At 69.5% G+C, this 19,834-nt stretch carries 14 protein-coding genes and 2 pseudogenes; 9 read left to right on the top strand and 7 right to left on the bottom strand.

What is annotated here, in order from left to right; all coding sequences use genetic code 11:
- Window positions 1-83 precede the first annotated feature (83 nt).
- Entirely contained in the window at window positions 84-2,849 is a 2,766-nt protein-coding gene (locus ACGFIF_RS28145) for an AAA family ATPase (RefSeq protein ID WP_393158547.1), read from the bottom strand.
- Window positions 2,850-3,058: 209 nt separating this feature from the next.
- Between ACGFIF_RS28145 and ACGFIF_RS28140 the strand changes: the two genes are divergently transcribed.
- The 4 genes and pseudogenes from ACGFIF_RS28140 (at window position 3,059) to ACGFIF_RS28125 (ending at window position 9,277) form a co-directional block, all read left to right on the top strand.
- Window positions 3,059-4,174, top strand: coding sequence for an alpha/beta fold hydrolase (locus ACGFIF_RS28140; RefSeq protein WP_393158546.1), 1,116 nt, complete (start codon window positions 3,059-3,061; stop codon window positions 4,172-4,174).
- A 29-nt stretch (window positions 4,175-4,203) separates the two neighbouring features.
- Window positions 4,204-5,064, top strand: coding sequence for a universal stress protein (locus tag ACGFIF_RS28135; RefSeq protein ID WP_393158545.1), 861 nt, complete (start codon window positions 4,204-4,206; stop codon window positions 5,062-5,064).
- Between the two features lie 79 nt (window positions 5,065-5,143).
- A pseudogene (locus ACGFIF_RS28130) lies at window positions 5,144-6,484 on the top strand (NAD(P)/FAD-dependent oxidoreductase).
- A 24-nt stretch (window positions 6,485-6,508) separates the two neighbouring features.
- Window positions 6,509-9,277 (top strand): AAA family ATPase, encoded by a 2,769-nt coding sequence (locus tag ACGFIF_RS28125; RefSeq protein WP_393158544.1) that lies wholly within the window; start codon window positions 6,509-6,511, stop codon window positions 9,275-9,277.
- A gap of 12 nt (window positions 9,278-9,289) precedes the next feature.
- On the opposite strand, the gene ACGFIF_RS28120 is transcribed toward ACGFIF_RS28125, so the two are convergent.
- The gene (locus ACGFIF_RS28120; RefSeq protein ID WP_393158542.1) at window positions 9,290-10,288 is read right to left on the bottom strand and encodes a hypothetical protein; all 999 of its coding nucleotides are present in this window, start codon (window positions 10,286-10,288) and stop codon (window positions 9,290-9,292) included.
- Between ACGFIF_RS28120 and ACGFIF_RS28115 the strand changes: the two are divergent.
- Together ACGFIF_RS28115 and ACGFIF_RS28110 are read left to right on the top strand one after the other, a co-directional pair.
- Window positions 10,257-10,445, top strand: a pseudogene (locus tag ACGFIF_RS28115) (YceI family protein); the annotation flags it as partial. The gene ACGFIF_RS28120 and the pseudogene ACGFIF_RS28115 overlap by 32 nt on opposite strands.
- A gap of 238 nt (window positions 10,446-10,683) precedes the next feature.
- Complete coding sequence (locus ACGFIF_RS28110; protein ID WP_393158541.1) at window positions 10,684-11,790, top strand: flavin-containing monooxygenase; 1,107 nt, start codon at window positions 10,684-10,686, stop codon at window positions 11,788-11,790.
- On the opposite strand, the gene ACGFIF_RS28105 is transcribed toward ACGFIF_RS28110, so the two are convergent.
- Window positions 11,787-11,984 carry a three-helix bundle dimerization domain-containing protein gene (locus ACGFIF_RS28105; protein WP_393158539.1) on the bottom strand — a complete coding sequence of 66 codons (198 nt, stop codon included), beginning with the start codon at window positions 11,982-11,984 and terminating at the stop codon, window positions 11,787-11,789. The two genes, ACGFIF_RS28110 and ACGFIF_RS28105, sit on opposite strands and share 4 nt — an antisense overlap.
- 70 nt (window positions 11,985-12,054) lie before the next feature.
- Window positions 12,055-12,381 carry a DMT family transporter gene (locus tag ACGFIF_RS28100; RefSeq protein WP_393158537.1) on the bottom strand — a complete coding sequence of 109 codons (327 nt, stop codon included), beginning with the start codon at window positions 12,379-12,381 and terminating at the stop codon, window positions 12,055-12,057.
- 66 nt (window positions 12,382-12,447) lie between these two features.
- Between ACGFIF_RS28100 and ACGFIF_RS28095 the strand changes: the two genes are divergently transcribed.
- Both ACGFIF_RS28095 and lhgO read left to right on the top strand, forming a co-directional pair.
- The gene (locus tag ACGFIF_RS28095) at window positions 12,448-13,017 is read left to right on the top strand and encodes a TetR/AcrR family transcriptional regulator (protein ID WP_393158536.1); all 570 of its coding nucleotides are present in this window, start codon (window positions 12,448-12,450) and stop codon (window positions 13,015-13,017) included.
- Between the two features lie 117 nt (window positions 13,018-13,134).
- Entirely contained in the window at window positions 13,135-14,322 is a 1,188-nt protein-coding gene (lhgO, locus tag ACGFIF_RS28090) for an L-2-hydroxyglutarate oxidase (protein WP_393158534.1), read from the top strand.
- A 13-nt stretch (window positions 14,323-14,335) separates the two neighbouring features.
- Here the strand turns inward: lhgO and ACGFIF_RS28085 are convergent, their stop codons facing one another.
- Window positions 14,336-15,781 (bottom strand): Gfo/Idh/MocA family oxidoreductase, encoded by a 1,446-nt coding sequence (locus ACGFIF_RS28085; protein ID WP_393158532.1) that lies wholly within the window; start codon window positions 15,779-15,781, stop codon window positions 14,336-14,338.
- Between the two features lie 226 nt (window positions 15,782-16,007).
- On the opposite strand from ACGFIF_RS28085, the gene ACGFIF_RS28080 reads away from it, so the two are divergent.
- Window positions 16,008-16,988 (top strand): alpha/beta hydrolase family esterase, encoded by a 981-nt coding sequence (locus tag ACGFIF_RS28080; RefSeq protein ID WP_393158530.1) that lies wholly within the window; start codon window positions 16,008-16,010, stop codon window positions 16,986-16,988.
- Here ACGFIF_RS28080 and ACGFIF_RS28075 read toward each other — a convergent pair.
- Window positions 16,985-18,310 (bottom strand): aspartate aminotransferase family protein, encoded by a 1,326-nt coding sequence (locus tag ACGFIF_RS28075; RefSeq protein ID WP_393158529.1) that lies wholly within the window; start codon window positions 18,308-18,310, stop codon window positions 16,985-16,987. The two genes, ACGFIF_RS28080 and ACGFIF_RS28075, sit on opposite strands and share 4 nt — an antisense overlap.
- A complete protein-coding gene (locus tag ACGFIF_RS28070) occupies window positions 18,303-19,817 on the bottom strand; it encodes a CoA-acylating methylmalonate-semialdehyde dehydrogenase (RefSeq protein WP_393158528.1) in 1,515 nt (504 codons plus the stop codon). The genes ACGFIF_RS28075 and ACGFIF_RS28070 overlap by 8 nt, the downstream gene beginning before the upstream one ends.
- Window positions 19,818-19,834 lie beyond the last annotated feature (17 nt).

Genomic DNA, 19,834 nt, shown 5'->3' with positions numbered 1-19,834 from the left:
TCTGGTTCGTGTGTCCAGCGTCGTCGGCGCGGGCTCTGGTCGCGCCAGTACACAGCCCTGGCCGGCACCCTGGGGGCGACGGGTCAGACGTTCGAGGTGTGCAGGGCGTCGCGCAGGTGCCTGCGTGCGGTGATCCCGAGTTTCGCGAACACCTTGCGCAGGTGCCACTCCACGGTGCGCGGGCTGATGAAGAGCTCGGCACCGATCTCGGGGTTGGTCAGGCCCTGCGTTGCCAACCGGGCGATGTGCAACTCCTGCGCGGTGAGTTCCTGACTCGTGTCGACCGTCCGTTTGCGCACCGTCTCGCCCGTCGCGGCGAGCTCCCGGCGGGCTCGCTCGGCAAACGCGTCGACCCCCATCGCGGTCAGCGCATCGTGGGCGATCCGCAACTGCTCCCGCGCTTCGACCCGTCGGCCTTCCCGCCGCAACCACTCGCCGTAGAGCAGCCGCGCCCGCGCCAGCTCTGGACGCACCTCGGTGAGCTCGAGGTGGCCGATCGCCTCCCGGTACAGGTCTTCGGCCGCCGTACCGTCGCGCAACTGCGCCGCGGAACGAGCGGCCACGCCCAGCGCCCACTCGGTGCCGCTGGCCTGCGTCATCTCGGAAAGCTGCTCGAACGCGGCGGTTGCCGTCGGGCGATCACCGACCCGCACCGCCGCCTCGATCAACTCGACCAGTCCCCAGTTCGACACCCCGATCTCCGCGGTGAAGGCGGCGGCCACCCGGCCGGCGGCGAACGCCTCGGCGTAGCGACCGAGTCCGTTGCACAGCAGCGCTTGGGCCCAGTTCGTCAGCGAGACCCCGATCCCCTCACCGCGGGCGACGACGTCCTGCATCGACGTCTCGATCAACGGCGCCGCCTGCTCCTCATGACCCCGGAAGGCGGCCAGCCCGATTTCGGCGTACGGCGTCAGCCTGCTTTCACCCGCCTCGGTCACGACCGCGATCTCCTCGACCAGGCGGGCGGCGACGGTCAGATCACCGGCGAACAGATCTACGTAGACCCGCGTGTTCAGGGCCAGCGGAAGCGCGCTGAGCGCCCCGGCATCGCGGACGATTCTCAGGTGCCGGCTGGTCAGCCGGTCCCAGGCACGTTCGTCCCACAGGTCGGAGGCCACAACGGCCGCGAGCCACATGAACCGCACCCCTTCCTCCAGGGTCAGCTCATCGGTGTCGAACGCCTCCGTCGCCTGCTTGAGCAACGGCGCCGCGGCCGAGTAGCCGTCGCCGAACTGCACGGCCACACCTTCAAGTAGCACGTCTCCTCGCCGGAGGTGTGCGGACGACGCGACCGCACCGCGCGCGGCATGGGCCACCTCGGCCGGGCCCGGCCCGGAGGCCAGCCGGCCGGCGAACAGCGCTGCGGTCAGCGCGTCCACGTAGCAGTCGAGAGCGAGGTCGACGTTGAGTGGTTCCAGTTGGCGAGCGGCCGCAACAAGGAGCGGCAGAGCTTCGTTCCCCCGTTGGGACGCGAATCCGATCTGAGCGCGGAGCACGTCGATGCGAGCGCGCTGAAGGGCGCTGAGCGGTCCGTGTTCGGCTACGGCGAGCAGGTTCAGGGCCGCGTCGAAGGTCCCCGCGTGCAACATCGCCTCGGCCGCGTCGAGCTGGCGGCGGGCACGCTCGGCGGCGTCCGGGGTCAGCACGGCAGCACGGTCCAGGAACGCGGCCGCCGCGACCAAGCCACCGTGTGCCAGCGCACGGCCGGCGGAGTGCTCGAGCTCCGCGGCCACAGCTTCGTCGGGACCGGTGGCCGCGTGAGCGCGGTGCCAGGCCCGCCGGTCCGGGTCCAGCTCCGGGTTCGTGACCTCCGCGAGTGCGCGGTGCACCGCTTGCCGTTCTGACACCGCCGCGGACCGGTAGGCGACCGACCGTACCAACGGATGCCGGAACCGAACCGTGTCGCGGAACTTGATCAGCCCGGCCATCTCCGCGGGAGCGGCGGCGTCCGTCCCGACTCCGACAAGTTCGGCCGCGCGCCACAGCAGACTCACGTCACCGAGAGGTTCTGCCGCTGCCGTGAGCAGCAGACGTCGCGACTGGTCGGGCAGTGGCTCCAGTTGGCGCAGGAAGGCCTCCTCCATCCGGCTGGTCAGCGTCCGGGTCTGACCTGGGTGTGGGCCGAAGGTCAGTTCCGTGGCCGCAGACCAGCGCGGCAGCTCCAACAGGGCCAGCGGGTTTCCATGGGCTTCGGCCAGGACCCGGTGCCGGATCCGCTCGTCCAGCGGCCCCACCATGGCGGACTCGAGCAAAGCCTCCGCGTCTGCGTCCGTCAAACCCTCCAGCGTCATCTGCGGCAGTCCTGCCCACAACTGCTGGTCCGCACTGGATCGCACCGCAAAGACCAGGACGACGGACTCGGCCGCCAACCGGCGGGCTACGAACGTGAGGGTCTGTGCGGAGGCTTGGTCCAACCACTGTGCATCGTCGACCAGACAGATCAGCGGATGCTCCCCGGCGGCCTCGGAGAGGAGTGTCAACGCAGCCAGTCCGATCAGGAAGCGGTCCGGCGGAGCGCCGGTGCGGAGCCCGAACGCGGTGCCGATCGCATCCGCCTGCGGGGAAGGCAGTCGCTCGAGCAGACCCAGCAAGGGTTCGCACAACTGGTGCAGACCGGAGAACACGAGCTCCATCTGCGACTCGACTCCGGACACTCGCAGCAGCCGGCTTCCCGCCGAATCGGCGGCCAGGTACTCGAGCAGAGCTGTCTTCCCGACGCCTGGCTCGCCCCGGACGACGAGCACCGCGCTCCGGCCTGATCGGGCGGACTGGACCAGACCGGCCAACTGCTCACACTCGTTGCGCCGGCCGTGCAGGGCCGGCCACGCACTGTTCGATCCCGTCGACACGTCATCCCTCCCAACTGCCCTTTCACACCGTCGCATCAGGATTTCCGCGTCGCAACGGTCGGACCGCCTGTGCACACAGGCAATCCGCCGTACTCGTGAACCAGTGAGGCGACCAGGGACATGCACGGGCGCAAGGGATCGCGGCGAGGGCGAGGCTCGGAGACGTCGACAGATCGCAGCGGATCTGTCCTTCTCGAAGGAGTCACCTGATGAGCACCTCCCCTGCGCAACCGCCCACCGAGGCCGGCACCGACGTGTCACGACCGGGCCGATCACAGCGCCGGTTCTCCCGTCGCGGCTTCGTCGGCACCGCCGCTGCGACCACCGGAATGTCGCTCCTCGGTGGGTGGGCGGCGTCCACCGCCTCCGCCGCACCCCAGCGGATCGCGGACGACTTCGGCACGGTCACGACGGCTCCGAGGCTCCCGGCCGGCTTCACCAAGACGTTCAGGAGCCGGTTCGTCCGCGCGAACGGCATCCGTCAGCACGTGGTCGTCGGTGGTGACGGTCCCCCGCTGCTGCTGGTGCACGGCTGGCCCGAGAACTGGTACGCCTGGCGCTTCCTGATGCCGGCCCTGGCACGCGACTTCACCGTCATCGCCGTCGACCAGCGCGGGATCGGCCTGACCGACAAACCACGCGACGGGTACGACACCGCCACCCTGGCCGACGACCTGGCCGAACTCATGACCGCGCTCGGCCATCGGCGCTTCGCCGTCGTCGGCCACGACACCGGCTACATCATCGGCTACGCGCTGGCCGCCGACCACCGCGACCGGGTCGACCGCCTGGTCGTCGCCGAGATCCCCGGACCTCCGGGAGTGGTAGACCCCGAGCACGCTCCGCCGCCACTCTTCCTGCCCGAGTTCCTCAACAACAGGCTCTGGCACATCCCGTTCAACCGGGTCGACGACGACCTGATCGTCGACATGGTGCACAGCAACGCGGACGCCTTCTACCGCTACGAGTTCGCCATCCAGGGCGGCGGCGCGACGCTGCCGGACTACGCGATCGAGTACTACGTCGATCTCTACACCCGCAGCAGGAGCGTCCTGCGCGCCACCTTCGGTCTCTACCGTGCCTGGGACGCCATCCTGCAGCAGAACGGGGAGCGCCAGCAGACGAAGCTGACGATTCCGGTGCTCGGGATCGGCGGGGAGAACAGCTGGGGTCCCGCAGCGGCAGGAGGAATCAGGCCGGCCGCAACCGACGTGCAGAGCCTGGTCATCCCCGGCACCGGCCACTGGGTCGCCGAGCAGGCCCCGGCGGCGATGCTCACCGCGCTGGGCGCGTTCCTCGCCCCGTACCTGAAGGCCGCCGGGTAAGACCCGCAACGTTCTTCAAGGAGCCCTCCATGCATCACTCAGTCCTGGTCGCCGTCGACTGCCGTGCGGACGGGCTCGACGCCGTCGCCTGGGCCGCGGCCGAAGCCTCGGCCCGGCAGGCAAGCCTGCACATCCTGCACGTCATCCGCTGGGACCCCTTCGGGATCTCCTCCGTCGGGCCGGGCGACGCCGGCGAACACGACGCGGCCCGGCGCTTCCTCGACAATGCCGCCGAGCGGGCCGGCAAGATCGCACCCCAGCTTGCGATCGCCGCCTACCTCCACACCGGTGACCCTGCCCGAGTCATCGCGATCGAGGGCAACCACGCCGACCTGATCGTGCTCGGTCGCGATCCCACCTGCCGCCCGCACCGACTATGGGCCAGGTCCGTGACCCGTCAGGTCGCGGCCCGGTCCCAGCGGCCCGTGACCGTTGTAGGGCTCAGCGGTGCGCCACTGCGCGGGCCCTCCGCCGGACGGGTGGTGGCCGCGGTGTCCTCCGACCAGGGGGTCGCCGCGGCCTGGGCTGTCCTCGGAGCTGCCTTCAATGCCGCGCACCGCCGCGGCGTCGGCGTCACCGTTCTTGCCGACAACCCACGCGACACCGCCAGGACCGAAACCACGATGGACGACCTGCTGCGACAACACCGAGAGGTGTTCTTCGACGTCGACCTGCAACAACAGCCGTTGACCGGTCCCCGCGGTTCCCTCCTGCCGCGGGCGTCCCGGTCCGCGGCCCTCGTCGTACTCGCCGCCCCCGACGGCCCGCTTGCCCGGTGGCGGTCCGGATCCACCATCGGCCGGTTGCTCCAAACCATCCCCGCCCCCATCACATTCGTTCACAACCGGCCCGCCCGGCTGCTGGGATCCCGGGCAGGTGGCTCCCGATGACCACCGGAACGGCTGTACCGGATCACCGTGAATCACCCGTTACCGCGACCGGCCCCGGTCGCTGACCCGAGAGGCCACGATGCGCAAGATCCTGATCGTCGGAGCCGGCTACTCCGGCTTCTACACCGCCTGGAAACTCGAGAAGAAACTCCGTGCCGGTGCCGCCCAGGTCACCGTCGTGGACCGCCGCCCGTACATGACCTACCAGCCGTTCCTCCCCGAGGTCCTGGCCGGTTCGATCGAGGCCCGGCACGCGGCGGTGTCGCTGCGGCGTCACCTGCGGCGCACCCGCGTGCTCGCCGGGATGGTGACCGCCATCGACCACGCCCACCGCGTGGTCACCGTCCAGCCCGCCGACGGCGACAGCTTCGAACTCGGGTACGACGTCATCGTCGTCACCGCCGGTGCCGTCACCCGGAAGTTCGCCGACCCCGGGATCGCCGAGGAGGCGATCGGCCTCAAGAACGTCGAAGAGGCCGTGGCGATCCGCGACCGGCTGCTCACCGCGTTCGACCGGGCCGCCGCCCTGGAGCCCGGGCCGCGGCGACGCAAGCTGCTCACGATCACCTTCGTCGGTGGAGGATTCTCCGGAGTCGAGGGTTTCGGTGAGCTGTTGTCTCTCGCGACCGCACTGCTGAGAAGCTACCCTGAGCTGAGCCAGGACGAGCTGCGCTTCCATCTCGTCGAGGCGTCGGGCCGAATCCTCCCTGAGGTCACCTGACGGCCCGGACGCTGGGTGGTCCGCTCCCTCGAACGCCGCGGCGCTCGTGTCCACCTGAACTCCCAGGTGACCTCTGCCGTCGGTGGGCACGTGGTGCTCTCCACCGGCGAGGAGTTCGACTCGGAACTGATCGTGTGGACCACAGGCAACGGCGTCAATCCCGTCATCGGCAGGCATACCGACCTTCCTGTCGACGAGCGCGGCATGATCGTCGTCCGGGCCGACCTGCGGATCGGCACCGACGCCGAGCCGGTGCCGGACGCCTGGGCCGCGGGCGACGCCGCCGCGGTGCCTGACCTTGCGTCGGACGTCCCGGGCACTCGGACCGTACCCAACGCCCAGCACGCGTATCGCCAGGGAAAGCTCCTGGCCCGCAACCTCGCCGCCACCCTGAAGGGCCGGAAGCCGAAGAACTACCTGCACCACAGCCTGGGCGCCGTCGCGACCCTCGGGCTCGGCCGCGGCATCTTCCAGTACCGGCGCATCGTCATCACCGGGGTGCCGGCCTGGCTGATCCACCGCGAGTACCACGTACTCGCCGTACCCAGCTGGGAGCGCAAGATCCGGGTCCTCGCGATCTGGCTGACCGCGGCCGTGTTCGGCCGCGACATCCTCTCGCTCGCCTCGGTGCAACATCCACGCGCCGCCTTCGTCACCGGGGGCGAACCGGCGGTGCTGACAGACAACGAGTCGCGCTGAGCGACAGGACAGGAGTGTGTTCCGATGGCGAGTTGGCCAGGTCTGCGGGGGCGCGCCGGCGAATGCGAGGCGCTCGGTCGCCTCGTGACCAACGCCCAGTCCGGGCAGGGCCAGGTCCTGGTCCTGCGCGGCGAGGCGGGGATCGGCAAGACCGCGTTGCTCCAGTTCCTGATCGCCAACGCCGCGGACTGCCGGGTGACCCGCGCGGCCGGGGTGGAGTTGGAGATGGAGCTCCCCTTCGCGAGTCTGCACCAGCTCTGCGCACCGTTCCTCGACCGGCTGGACCGGCTGCCGGCGCCACAGCGTGAGGCACTCGCCATCACGTTCGGTCTGCAGGCCGGCCATCCACCCGACCGCTTCGTGGTCGGCCTGGCCGTGCTGACCCTGCTGTCCGACGCGGCCGAGGAGCAGCCCCTGCTCTGTGTCGTCGACGACGCCCAGTGGCTCGACCAGGCCTCAGCGCAGACCCTCGAGTTCGCCGCCCGCCGACTCCGCGCCGAGCGGGTGGCGATGGTCTTCGCGGTGCGTACGTCGGATCAGCAGCCGAGGCTGACCGGACTGCCGGAACTGGAGCTGCACGGTCTCGCCACCGGTGATGCGGCCGCGCTGCTGGAATCTCCGGCGACCGGCCGGCTGGATGCCCGGGTCCGCGATCGCATCCTGGCCGAGGCCCACGGCAACCCGCTGGCCCTGCTCGAGCTGCCTCGCCAACTGTCCTCCACCGAACTGGCCTTCGGGCCCGCCCGCGGGCTCGCGAGCAACGCACCCCTCGCCACCCGGCTGGAACAAGGGTTCCTCCGTCAACTGGAAGACCTGCCCGAGCAGTCCCGCCAACTGCTGGTGCTCGCGGCCGTCGAGCCGGTCGGCGATGTCGACGTACTGCGGCGTGCCGCGCACCGGATCGGCATCGGGGACGACGCGATCGGGGCCGCTGACGCAGCAGGCCTGGTCGAGCTGCGCCACCGGGTCGAGTTCCGGCACCCGCTTGTTCGATCGGCCGTGTACGGCGCGGCCACGCCGGAGGATCGCCGCACGGCACACGAGGCCCTGGCGCATGAGACCGACCCGGACAGCGACCCGGACCGCCGCGCCTGGCATCGCGCCCGCGCGGCGGACGGACCCGACGAATCCGTCGCGGTCGAGCTGGAGCAATCGGCCGACCGCGCATTCGGGCGCAGCGGACTCGCGGCCGCCGCCGCCTTCCTGGAGGCGGCCGCGAACCTGACGCCCGATCCGGCCCGGCGGGCCCAACGCTCGTTGGCCGCTGCCCAGGCGAAGGCGACCGCCGGCGCGTTCGAGGAGGCGCTGGCCCTGCTCGCCGCCGCTCAGGCGGGACCGCTCAACGAGGCCGAGGACGCACGGATCCAGCTCCAGCACGCCCAGATCTCGCACTACTCCGAGCACGGGAACAAGGCGCTCCCGCTGCTCCTCGACGCCGCCCGCAGACTGGAGCCGACCGACCCGAAACTTGCTCGCGAGACCTACCTCGACGCGCTGGCCGCGGCCATGTTCGCCGGCCGGCTCGCGTCCGGGGCCGACATCGGGATGCGGCACGTGGCCGCGGTCATGCGCCAGGTGGACCTGCCGGCCGAACCGAGCCGACCCGACTTGCTGCTCCAAGGCATCGCCGTGCTGTACACCGACGGGTACCCGACGGCCGCGCCCGGCCTGCTCGACACCGTCCGCGCCTTCGGCCGCGCCGACCTCTCGATGGACGAGGCGGTCCGCTTCGCCTGGCTGGCCGCCTGCGCGGCGACGGATCTGTGGGACGACGCCAACTGGGGGATCCTCACCCGGCGGCATCTCGACGCGATCCGGGACATCGGCGCGCTCGGCGTCCTGCCGGTGGCCCTCAACAGCCGGATCATCTACGACCTGTACAGCGGCGACCTGGCCGAGGCCGAGTCCCTGGTCGCGGAGTGCGAATGGGTCGCCGACGTCACCGGCGGCCAGAACGCGATGATCCCGTACGGCGACGTGAGCCTCAACGCCATCCGCGGCCGGGTCCGTCTCGCCGAGCCCCAGTTCGAGAAGGTGCAGGGCGACATCACCGCCCGCGGCGAAGGTGTCGGCCTGAACATGATCAGCTGGTTCCAGGCGATCATGTACAACGGCCTCGGCCGGTACGACGAAGCACTGGAGGCCGCCCGGACCGGCGCCGCCTCACCGTTGGAGCTCGGACCGCCCAAGTGGGCGCTGGCCGAGCTCGTCGAAGCCGGCGTGGGCAGCGGCAACACCGACGAGGCCGCCAGCACACTCGAGCAGCTCGCCTACTTCGCCAAAGCCAGCGGCACGGAGGCGGCACTGGGTGTGCTGGCAGCACGCGACGCCCTGCTGTGCACCGGGATCGCCGCGGAGGACTCCTACCGCGAAGGCATCGAGAGACTCGGCCGCACCACGCTCCGCGTCGAGCACGCCAGAGCTCAACTCCGGTACGGCGAATGGCTGCGACACGAAGGCCGTCGCGGCGACGCCCGCACCCAGCTCCGCACCGCCTTCGAATCCTTGAACGGTATGGGCGTCGACGGGTTCGCCGAACGCGCCCGCAAGGAGCTGGCCGCGGCCGGAGAGACCATCCGCCAGCGCACCGTGGAGACTTCCGGAGACCTCACCACGCAAGAAGCCCATATCGCCAGACTTGTCGCGGAAGGGCTGACGAACTCGGAGATCGGCGCCGCCCTGTACATCAGCCCGCGCACCGTCGAATGGCACCTGCGGAAGGTCTTCTCCAAGGTCGGCGTCACCTCCCGACGACAACTCCGCCGCTCACTGCCGGCCTCACCCGACAGGTAAGCCACTGCGACCTCACCGCTGCCTGCCGAACAGGTAGCGGGCGCAGTCGCGCAGGGTGCCACCGAGGATCGCGAGGATCGCGGCGGTGGAGATTCCCAGCACCACCCACGCGACGACCTCCCAACCGTCGAAGCCGAGGCCGGCCGACCAGCGGACGCCGATGTTGCCCAGCACCGCGAGCGGGAAGGTGAAGACCCAGTGCTGGGAGCTGAACGGCAGGCGCAGGTAGTCAGCCAGGAAGAAGAGCTGGATCAGCAACGTGAACAAGGTGACGGCGCCGATCGCGCCCTGCAGTTGGTCGATCTCGCCGCCGGTGATCGCGAACCACGCCAGGCTGGCTGTCCCGGGTGGTGAGAGCAGGATCGACAGAACCGGCTTGAACGGCTGCGGCAACGGCGTACCGAAGAACAATCGACTGGTGATGACGGCGCCCAGGAGGAGCCAGAAGTAGATGCCGACGCCGAACACCGCGTCGGCTGCCGCATGGTCCTGTACGGCGGCCAGCCCGATGCTGGCGATGAACGGGCCGGCCACAACCGGGAGGAAGTAGCCCGGGTGCAGGGCGTCCTCCTCCAGCGGTGCGCTCAGCCAGTGCGCCACCAGCGCAGCGGCGTTGATCGCCAGCGCGGCCACCGCGCCGTACATCAGCCATCGTGCGGCCTGGCCGAGGCTGGGCGCGTAGTGCGCGACCAGCAGGATCGCGATCACCGGGATGTAGGCGGTCAGCGGGCCGAAGAGCGGATGACGCAGGTCGACCTTGAACCTGCCCGAGTCGCGGCGGATCGCACCGACCACGTAGATGCCGGTGAACGCCGCCCAAACGACGGCGGAGGCCGCATAGGCCAGCTCGGCAGGCGCCGCGGACGCGCCGAGCAACTCGGCCGCGGCCACCCACGCTCCGCCCAGACCGGCAAGGCCCAACGGGATCGAGAACAGCGCGATCGGCAGTGCCAACCCCGAGGACCCGGCCTTCTCCACGGTGGGAGCCGCGGCAGTGCTCGTGGAGCTCATCGTGTCCCTCTTTTCGATCGACTATGAGTCGACCATCGCCGAACACCCGGCCGCGTCGAGCCAGGGAGGCCCACTGGCCCGTGCCCGGGTCAGCATCCAGGCCAAGAGCATCGACACCCGCAACGGCCAGCGCGACGAACACCTGCGCAGCAACGACTTCACGAGGGCGGCGGGGTCCTCGTCTCCGAGAAGATCACCCGCGAGATCGAGGTGTCCGCCATCAAGACCTCCTGACCTTCGGCGAACACCAGTGGGTAAAACCACACACGATGGCCGGACGGGTGAATGGGTGATTCTTCCGATGCGGGCGGGCCGCGGCATGTCACAGCCTGAAGTGACAGGAGTTCTCTCGGCGACAACCAGTCCGCGGCCCGGGCCGGGATGGAGGGACAGCCATGGCGAGCACCGCCGCCAAGCACTTCGAGACCGTGATCATCGGTGGCGGTCAGGCCGGCCTCGCCGTCGGATACCACCTGGCGACCCAGCAGCGGTCGTTCGTGATCCTGGACGCCGGCGAGCGCATCGGCGACTCGTGGCGCAACCGATGGGACTCGCTCCGGGTGTTCACACCCGCGCGCTATGACGGGCTGCCTGGTTCGTCCTTCCCAGCACCCGGATGGTCGTACCCCACGAAGGACGAGGTGGCCGACTACCTCGAGTCGTACGCCGCCCGCTTCCGGCTCCCGGTCCGCGCCGGCGTGCACGTCGACGATCTGTCCCGGGAGAACGGCGGGTACGTCGTCACCTCCGGGCTGAGCCAGTACTACGCGGACAACGTGGTCGTCGCAACGGGCGGCTACCACGCTCCCCGGATCCCAGAGTTCGCCGCCGAACTCGACCCGACCATCGTGCAACTCCACTCGACTCAGTACCGAAACCCGTCACAGCTCCGGGACGGCGCGGTGCTGGTGGTCGGCGCCGGCAACTCGGGGGCCGAGATCGCCATCGAGGCCGCCTCGGGTCACCAGACCTGGCTGTCCGGTCGGGACACGGGACAGGAGCCGGTTCGCGCCGGCGCCGGCCTGGATCGGCTTCTCACGCCGCCGTTCTGGTTCCTGCTCTCGCACGTGCTCACCACGCGGACGCCACCAGGCCGCAAGGTCGAGCGGCAACTGTCCAGTCACGGGCTCCCGCTCGCTCGAGTCCGGCGGAAGGATCTCAGCCGGGCGGGCATCGAGCGGGTCCCGCGCATCACCGGCGTACGCGATGGTCTGCCGCTGCACGCGGACGGCCAGACCCTCGACGTCACCACCGTGATCTGGTGCACCGGCTTCGTGCCCGACTACAGCTGGATCCAGCTCCCCGTCTTCGAGCCGGACGGCCGGCCAAGGCACGATCGCGGCCTCGTCCGATCCGAGCCCGGCCTCGCCTTCATCGGACTCTTCTTCCAGTCCGCGGGCACCTCGTCACTGATCGGCGGCGTCGGCAGGGACGCACGCCGGATCGCGCGGCACCTCACCTCGCGCCGCACCACCGCGACACCGACCCGAGCCCGTGACTAGGCGAGCTCTCGCAGTCTTTGCTTGGCACCGCGCTCGACGAACAACGGCACGAAGTCCCGAATCGGGACATCGTCGAACTCCGGCCTGGACTGACTCACGACCTCCGCCACCTCACCGGCAGGCACCCGTGGGAACTGCTTGGCCAGCCGCTCGACAACCTCATTGATCGCTCGGTCCTCATCTGACCTGTCCATACCCCCACGATGGTCCGCCCCCACCACCCACACAAGGCTGGTCCACGATTTGATCAACCTGTGTGGTCCGTCAGTGGGCGCCCTGGAGGTTGAGGAGGACGACCCCGGTCATGATCAGGGCCAGGGCGCCGATCTTGATCGGGTCCCACGACTCGCCGAGCCAGAGAGCGCCGATGACGGCGACGGCCGCGGTGCCGAGGCCGGACCAGACAGCGTACGCCGTGGAGACCGGCAGCCACTTGACCACGATGGCCAGCAGCCAGATCGAGACGGCGTAACCCAACAGCACCAGCGCGCTCCACCCCGGATTGCGGAACCCGTCGGCGCGCGACAGCGCCGAGGTGGCCGCCACCTCGGCGGCGATCGCGGCCAGGAGCAGGCCGAACGCGGTGTACATGAACAACGTCCCTTCGTGATGTAGCAGTCGCTACACGACCAGCGTAGCACGTGCTACATTTGGCCGGTGGCCAAGGATCTCCAGCGCCGGGACGAGTGGACCCGGACGGCGACCGACTACGTGCACGAGCACGGGTTGATCGGACTCAGCCTCCGCCCGCTGGCGGCGGCACTCGGGACCAGCGACCGGATGTTGCTGTACCACTTCGAGTCCAAGGACCACCTGATCGCGGCCCTGTTGCGCGAGTCCAACGACCGCGGCGTCGCGGGCATCCAGGCACTCTCTCCCTCGCGCGATCTGAGAGCGGCCGTGCACGACCTGTGGACGGCCGTGAACTCACCTGACATCGAGCCGTGTGCCCGCCTGTACGTCGAGGCGGCCGCACTCGGGCTCCTCGGCCGCGAGCCGTACGCGTCCGTCGTCCGCGAGGCCAACGCACGCTGGATGCGGGCCCTCGTCAACCACCTGGCCGGATCAGGAGTTGCCCGGCCGCTGGCCAAGCGAGCCGCCACCGTCATCGATGCGGCGTTCGTCGGCTTCCAGCTCGACGCTCCCCTGGACGTCAGCCGGGCCGCCCGGAAACGTTCCGTGGCCGACCTGGCCGAGGCTGTCGCGGCCCTCGCGGGCGGCCGATGAGCCCGCTCCCGCGATCCGGCTTGCTTCTGCTGCGGCGATGTGGAGACTGAGTGAGATCGAACCTGCCGCGGAGTTCAACCGGGTCGGGGCCGGCCTTCTCGACGAGGATGTGACGCGATGTACGAGGTAGCGGTGGTCGGTAGCGGCATCGTCGGCGCCGCGACCGCCTGGGAGCTGACGTCCAAGGGCTACGGACCGGTCGTGGTCATCGAGAAGGAAGAGGCCGTCGCCCGCCATCAGACCAGTCACAACAGCGGCGTCATCCACGCCGGCATCTACTACGAGCCGGGCAGCCTGAAGGCAGTGCTGTGCCGTGAAGGCGCCGCCGCCACCAAAGCCTTCGCCGCCGAGCACGGCATCGCGGTCGAGACCTGCGGGAAGTTGCTCGTCGCAACGAACCCGCTGGAGCTGGAGCGTCTCGACGCGCTGCAGAAGCGCGCCGAGGTCAACTCCATCGACGCCGAGACCGTCGACGCCGCCGAGCTCCGCCGGCGTGAACCGCATATCGTCGGCCTCGGGGCCCTGTTCGTGCGCGAGACGGCGATCACCGACTACCCCGCCATCGCGGCGAAGCTGCTGGACCTGGTGACCAAGGCCGGCGGTGAGCTCCGAACCGGCGTCACCGTGACCGACGTTCGCGAGACGACGGACGCGGTGACGCTGCAGACCAACCAGGGCCCGATCGAGGCGCGCCGGGTGGTGTTCTGTGCCGGTCTCCAGGCCGACCGGCTGGCCCGGCTGGCGGGCCTGGCCCCCGACGTACGGATCGTGCCGTTCCGGGGCGAGTACTACGACGTCGTTGCGGAGAAGGCCGATCTCGTCAAGACGCTGATCTACCCGATCCCCGATCCCACGCTCCCTTTCCTCGGCGTACACCTCACCCCGACAGTGACCGGCGGCCTCAACGTCGGCCCCAACGCGGTGCTCGGTCTGGCCCGCGAGGGTTACCGCAAGGGCTCGGTCAACTGGCGCGACGTGCGCGACCTCGCCACCTACCCCGGCATGTGGCGGGTCGCGCGCGCCAACGTCCGCGTCGGCAGCCGCGAGCTCAAGAACTCACTGTGGAAACGCGGCTACCTCCGCGAATGCCGCAAGTACTGCCCCGAGCTGACCCTGGACGACCTGACCCCGCGAGAGGCGGGCATCCGCGCCCAGGCGGTCATGCGCGACGGAAGCTTCGTCCACGACTTCCTCCTCCGCCGCACCGACCGCACCCTGCACGTCCTGAACGCGCCCTCCCCGGCCGCGACGTCAGCCCTGCCCATCGCGGCCCACCTGGTGTCCACCTTGGTCGCCGCTCCCTGACGGAGCGGCGGCGTCAGCGTTCTTCGAGCCAGGGGTCGTCGGGGCGGGGGCGGTCGAAGGTGGGTCGGGCCGACTTCCAGTGGCCGCGGGTGAAGTCCGGGATCTTGACCGGGCGCAGGTGTGGCGTCTTCATCGACTCGTGGCTGAGCGGGATGACCGAGCACCACGCGGCCGAGTCGTACACGTCGATGTCCGGAGTCATGCCGAGCCGCATCAGCTGGATCAACCGGAAGATCGCGATGAAGTCGCCGCCGCCATGGCCGCCGTACTGCTCGGCCAGGCGTTCCAGGGCCGGCCACAACCAGTGGTCGTGCTGGGTCAGGATGCTGCTGTAGCTGCTCCCGGTCCGCCACGAGTGGTTGTTGTGTCCGAGCGACTCCAGGTAGACCCGGGCGTTGTCGAGCTCGATGGAACCCCTGGTCCCGGTCAGCGTCGTCTCGCGGGTGTAGGGATGCGGTGAGTTCACGTCGTGCTCGACCCGGATGAACCGGCCTGACGCGGTGGTCACGAACGCGGTGTGCCGGTCGCCCGAGATGTACGGCGCGTCGTCCCACGACGAGTGGTCCGGCCCGACCCGCGAGTCCTCGGACCTGAACAACGCCAGCGCCTTCGGCGGACTGGACACGGCGACCAGCTCGTCGAAGCGGTCACCGCGATTGATCCCCATCGCGGCCGAGACCGGTCCGAGGCCGTGCATCGGGTAGTGCAACGCGTTCATCCGGGTCTGCCAGCGGCGGCGCCAGTACTCCGGGTAGTACGCCCCACCGAACAGGTACGGCCAGCGCAGGTCGTGGACGTAACCGCCGGACGCGTGCTGAACGTCGCCGAACAGGCCTGCGGTGACCATGTTGAACATCTGCAGCTCGGGCCGGAAGTAGTTGACGTTCTCCAGCAGCATGCAGTGCTTGCGGGTGCGTTCCGACGTACGAACGAGGTCCCAGATCTCGTGCAGGTGCGGCGAGATCGGCAGCTCGATCGCGACGTGTTTGCCGTGCTCCATGGCGGCCTTGGCCTGCGGGTAGTGCCACTCCCACGGCGTCGCGATGTACACCAGGTCGATGTCGTCGCGCTTGACCAGGTTGAGGTAGTCCTCCTCGCCGTTGGAGTACCCGACCGGCGGAGTGTCCTGGAAACCCTGCGCCATGATGCGGCCGATCGTGCGGGTCACCTGGGCCGGCCGGATGTCGCACACGGCGGTGACCGTGGAGACGGCACCGAAGCGCACGTCCTGACCACCACCGCGGTTGCCCAGGCCGATCAGGCCGACCCGGACGTTCTCGAATCCTTCGAACGGTACGTCGACCATCGGCTTCTCGGACTGGCCACGGGCCGGCTCCGCGGCGGTCGCGGCCTCGGCCGATCCGGCGGTGACGGCACCGACGCCGGCGGTGGCGCCGAGTACTGCTCCGGACTTGAGCAGACCCCGGCGGGAGGGGTTGTAACGGCTCGGAGACGACACAGTGATCACTTCCCTTGGGCGGTTAGGCGTGACTGAACTTGTCTCGTTGCTTGTTGTAGCGAGCAGTATTGATCACTCGCTCGGCGGAGACAAGGCCGAAGCGCGACCGAACTGGGCCGCGCCCGTATGTCGTCGGGCCCGGATGTGTGCGGCCAGGACATGGCGCCGGGCAGGCGCTGACCTCAACCATCGAGTAACGGACCGACTACACGATGTGAGGTGCCTGATGCGTCTGCCCATGATCCGCCGGTGGGCCGCGATCGCCGCGGTGGTCGCCGGCCTGGTCGCCATACCCACGCCCGCCGCCCAGGCCGCTGCTGGGCTGGAGGAGGTGACCGGGTTCGGCACCAACCCGGGCAACCTCAGAATGTTCCGCTACGTGCCGGCGGGTCTCCCGGCCGGACGACCACTCGTGGTGGCATTGCACGGGTGCACACAGTCGGCGGCCGCGTACGACGCTGAGCCGGGCTGGATCCAGGTCGCCGAGCGGATGGGGTTCGCGCTGCTTCTGCCGCAGCAGCAGAGCGCGAACAACCTGAACTCCTGCTTCAACTGGTTCCAGCCGACCGACACTGCTCGCGGTTCGGGTGAAGCCTTGTCCATCAAGCAGATGGTCGATCGGCTGCGATCCGACCTCGGATCAGACCCGACGAAGATCTTCGTGACCGGCCTGTCCGCCGGAGGCGCGATGACCGCGGTCATGCTCGCGACGTACCCCGAGGTGTTCGCCGCCGGGGCCGTCGTCGCCGGACTGCCCTACCGTTGCGCCGGCACGCTGTTCCAGGCGCTCACCTGCATGTCCCCCGGTACGAACCTCACCCCGCGACAATGGGGTGACAAGGTCCGTGCCGCGTCGCGCCACACCGGCCCGTGGCCGACGATCTCACTCTGGCACGGCACCGCCGACTCCACTGTTGCCTACAGCAACCTCAACGAGTTGATGGAACAGTGGACCGATGTCCACGGCACCGATCAGACCGCCGACGTGTCGGACACCGTCAACGGCTATCCCCACAAGGGCTACCGGGACAGCGGCGGCCGGCTCGTCGTGGAGACCTACTCGATCACCGGGATGAACCACGGCCAGCCGATCGACCCTGGCACCGGTGCCCAGAACTGCGGGACCTCCGCGCCGTACATCCTCGACGTGAACATCTGCGCCGCGGACCACATCGCCCGCTTCTGGGGGCTCGACGGCGAGGGTTAGCTTGAGGCTTCGGTGAGTGCTTGGTCGAGGATGTCGAGACCTTCGGAGGCCTCGGCCGCGGTGATCGTCAGCGGCGGCACGAGATGGATGCGATTGAAGTTGGTGAAGGGCAGGAGTCCCCGTCGGATGCTCGCGGCCACGATCGCCGCCACCTGTGGGCTGGAACCGCCGTACGGCGCGAGCGGCTCGCGCGTCGCGCGGTCGCTGACCAGTTCGAGCGCCCAGAACACGCCCGTTCCACGGACTTCCCCGACCCACTCGTGCTTGGCGGCGAGTTTCTGCAGTGCCGGCCCGAAGACGTCGGTGCCGAGTTGTGCCGCGTGTTCGACGACCTGTTCGTCCTGCATCGTCTCGATGGTGGCGACGGCGGCTGCGCACGCGAGCGGATGCCCGGAGTAGGTCAGGCCGCCGGGATAGGGCCGGTCGGCGAAGGTTCGATAGATCGGCTCACTGATCGCGACACCACCCAGGGGGACGTAGCCGGAGTTCACACCCTTGGCGAAGGTCAGCAGGTCCGGGACGACCTCGGCGTGCTCGATCGCGAACCACTTGCCGGCCCGGCCGAACCCGGCCATCACCTCGTCGGCGATCAGCACGATCCCATGGCGATCGCAGAGTTCCCGGACGCCTTGGAGGTAACCGGGTGGCGGCAGCATGATGCCCGCCGTACCGGGGATGGACTCGAGGATGATCGCCGCGATGGTCGGCGGTGCTTCGAGTGCGATGACCTGCTCGAGGTGCGCCAGCGCGCGGGCACATTCCTCCGCCCCGGTGGTGGCCGAGAAGGCGCTGCGATAGAGATAGGGCCCGAAGAAGTGGACCGTTCCGGTGGCGCCGTTGTCGTTCGGCCAGCGTCGTGGGTCGCCGGTAACGTTGACGGCGAGTTGGGTGCCGCCGTGATACGAGCGGTACGTCGACAACACCTTGGGCCGGCCGGTGTGCAGCCGGGCCATCCGGATCGCGTGCTCGTTGGCGTCCGCGCCGCCGTTGGTGAAGAAGATCCGGTCCAGGTCGCCCGGGGTGTGCGACGCGATCAGCCGCGCCGCCTCGGAGCGGGCCCAGTTGACGTAGGCCGGCGCCACCGTGCACAGGGTGGCGGCCTGTTCTTGGATCGCTTTCACGATCCGCGGATGCTGATGGCCCAGGTTGGTGAAGACGAGCTGGGAGGTGAAGTCCAGCAGGCGGTTCCCGTACCGGTCCCAGAGGTAGGAGCCCTCGGCCTTGGTGATCACCATCGGGTCGAGGCTCGCCTGCGCCGACCAGGAGTGGAAGACGTGCTTGCGGTCCAGCTCGTAGGCGCGGTCGGCGGCGAGGTCAGACATTCTGCGGGAACCCCAGCTCGAGGCCACCCGCCGGGCGGGCGGCCGGGTTGATCCAGCGCGTGGTGACGACCTTCGCGCGGGTGAAGAAGTGGACGCCCTCGGTGCCGTGCGCGTGGGTGTCGCCGAACAGCGACCGCTTCCAGCCGCCGAACGAGTAGTACGCGACCGGCACTGGGATCGGGATGTTGACACCGATCATCCCGACCTGGACGTCGTTCTCGAACCGGCGGGCCGCTCCCCCGTCGTTGGTGAAGATCGCCGTCCCGTTGCCGTACGGATTGTCGTTGATGAGGGCAACGGCTTCGTCGTACGACGAGACCCGGACGACCGACAGGACCGGGCCGAAGATCTCCTCGCGGTAGATCTCCATCTCCGGTGTCACGTGGTCGAACAGCGTCGGCCCGAGCCAGAAGCCGTCCCGGTCGCCGGCAGCGTGGACGTCGCGCCCGTCGATGACGAGTTTCGCGCCGGCCGCCTCACCCGAGGCGACGAAGCCGGCCACCTTGTCGCGGTGAGCCTTGGTCACCAGCGGCCCCATGTCCACCTCGACCTCCGCGCCGCGACGGCCGTCGCCGGTGCGCAGGGTGCGGGTGCGCTCGGCGATCCGGGCGATCAGGTCGTCGGCGATCGGCTCGACCGCGACCAGCACGCTGATCGCCATACACCGCTCCCCCGCGCTGCCGTATCCGGCGTTGACCGCGGCATCCGCGGCCAGCTCCAGGTCGGCGTCCGGCAGCACGACCATGTGGTTCTTCGCACCGCCGAGGGCCTGGACCCGCTTGCCGTACCGGCTCGCCTCCTCGTACACGTGCTGCGCGATCGGCGTCGATCCGACGAAGCTGATCGCGGCCACCTCGGGGCTTTGCAGCAGGGCGTCGACGGCGACCTTGTCACCCTGCAGCACGTTGAACACACCGTCCGGCAGACCGGCCTCCTTCCACAGGTTCGCAATCCACAGCGCGGCCGACGGGACCTTCTCACTCGGCTTCAGTACGACGGTGTTGCCCGCGGCGATCGCGATCGGGAAGAACCACATCGGCACCATCGCGGGGAAGTTGAACGGGCTGATGATGCCCACCACGCCGAGCGGGTCCCGCCTGGAGTGCACGTCGACGCCGGTCGACGCGTTGCCCGACTGCCCACCCTTGAGCAGGTGCGCGATCCCGCAGGCGAACTCCACGACCTCCTGTCCGCGAGAGATCTCGCCGACCGCATCGGAGTGCACCTTGCCGTGCTCGGCGGTGATGAGTTGCGCGAGTTCGTCCTTGCGGGCGTTGAGCAACTCGCGGAACGCGAACAGGATCTGGGTACGACGAGCCAGCGAGGTCTCGGCCCAGGCCGCGGCAGCCTTCTTGGCGGCACCGATGACATAGCGGGCGTCGCGCTCACTCGCGAGTGCGACGCGACCGGAGACACTTCCGGTGGCCGGGTTGGTGACATCGGCCCACAGCTGCGACGTGCCGTCGTACCCGGCGCCGTCGACCCAGTGCGTGATCGTGGTGGTCATAGAGCAGCTCCTTCGGG

It is taken from the genome of Kribbella sp. NPDC049174 (assembly GCF_043197365.1).
In the GTDB taxonomy this organism is placed as follows: Bacteria; Actinomycetota; Actinomycetes; order Propionibacteriales; family Kribbellaceae; genus Kribbella.
This window is presented reverse-complemented; position numbering and strand designations above follow the sequence as displayed.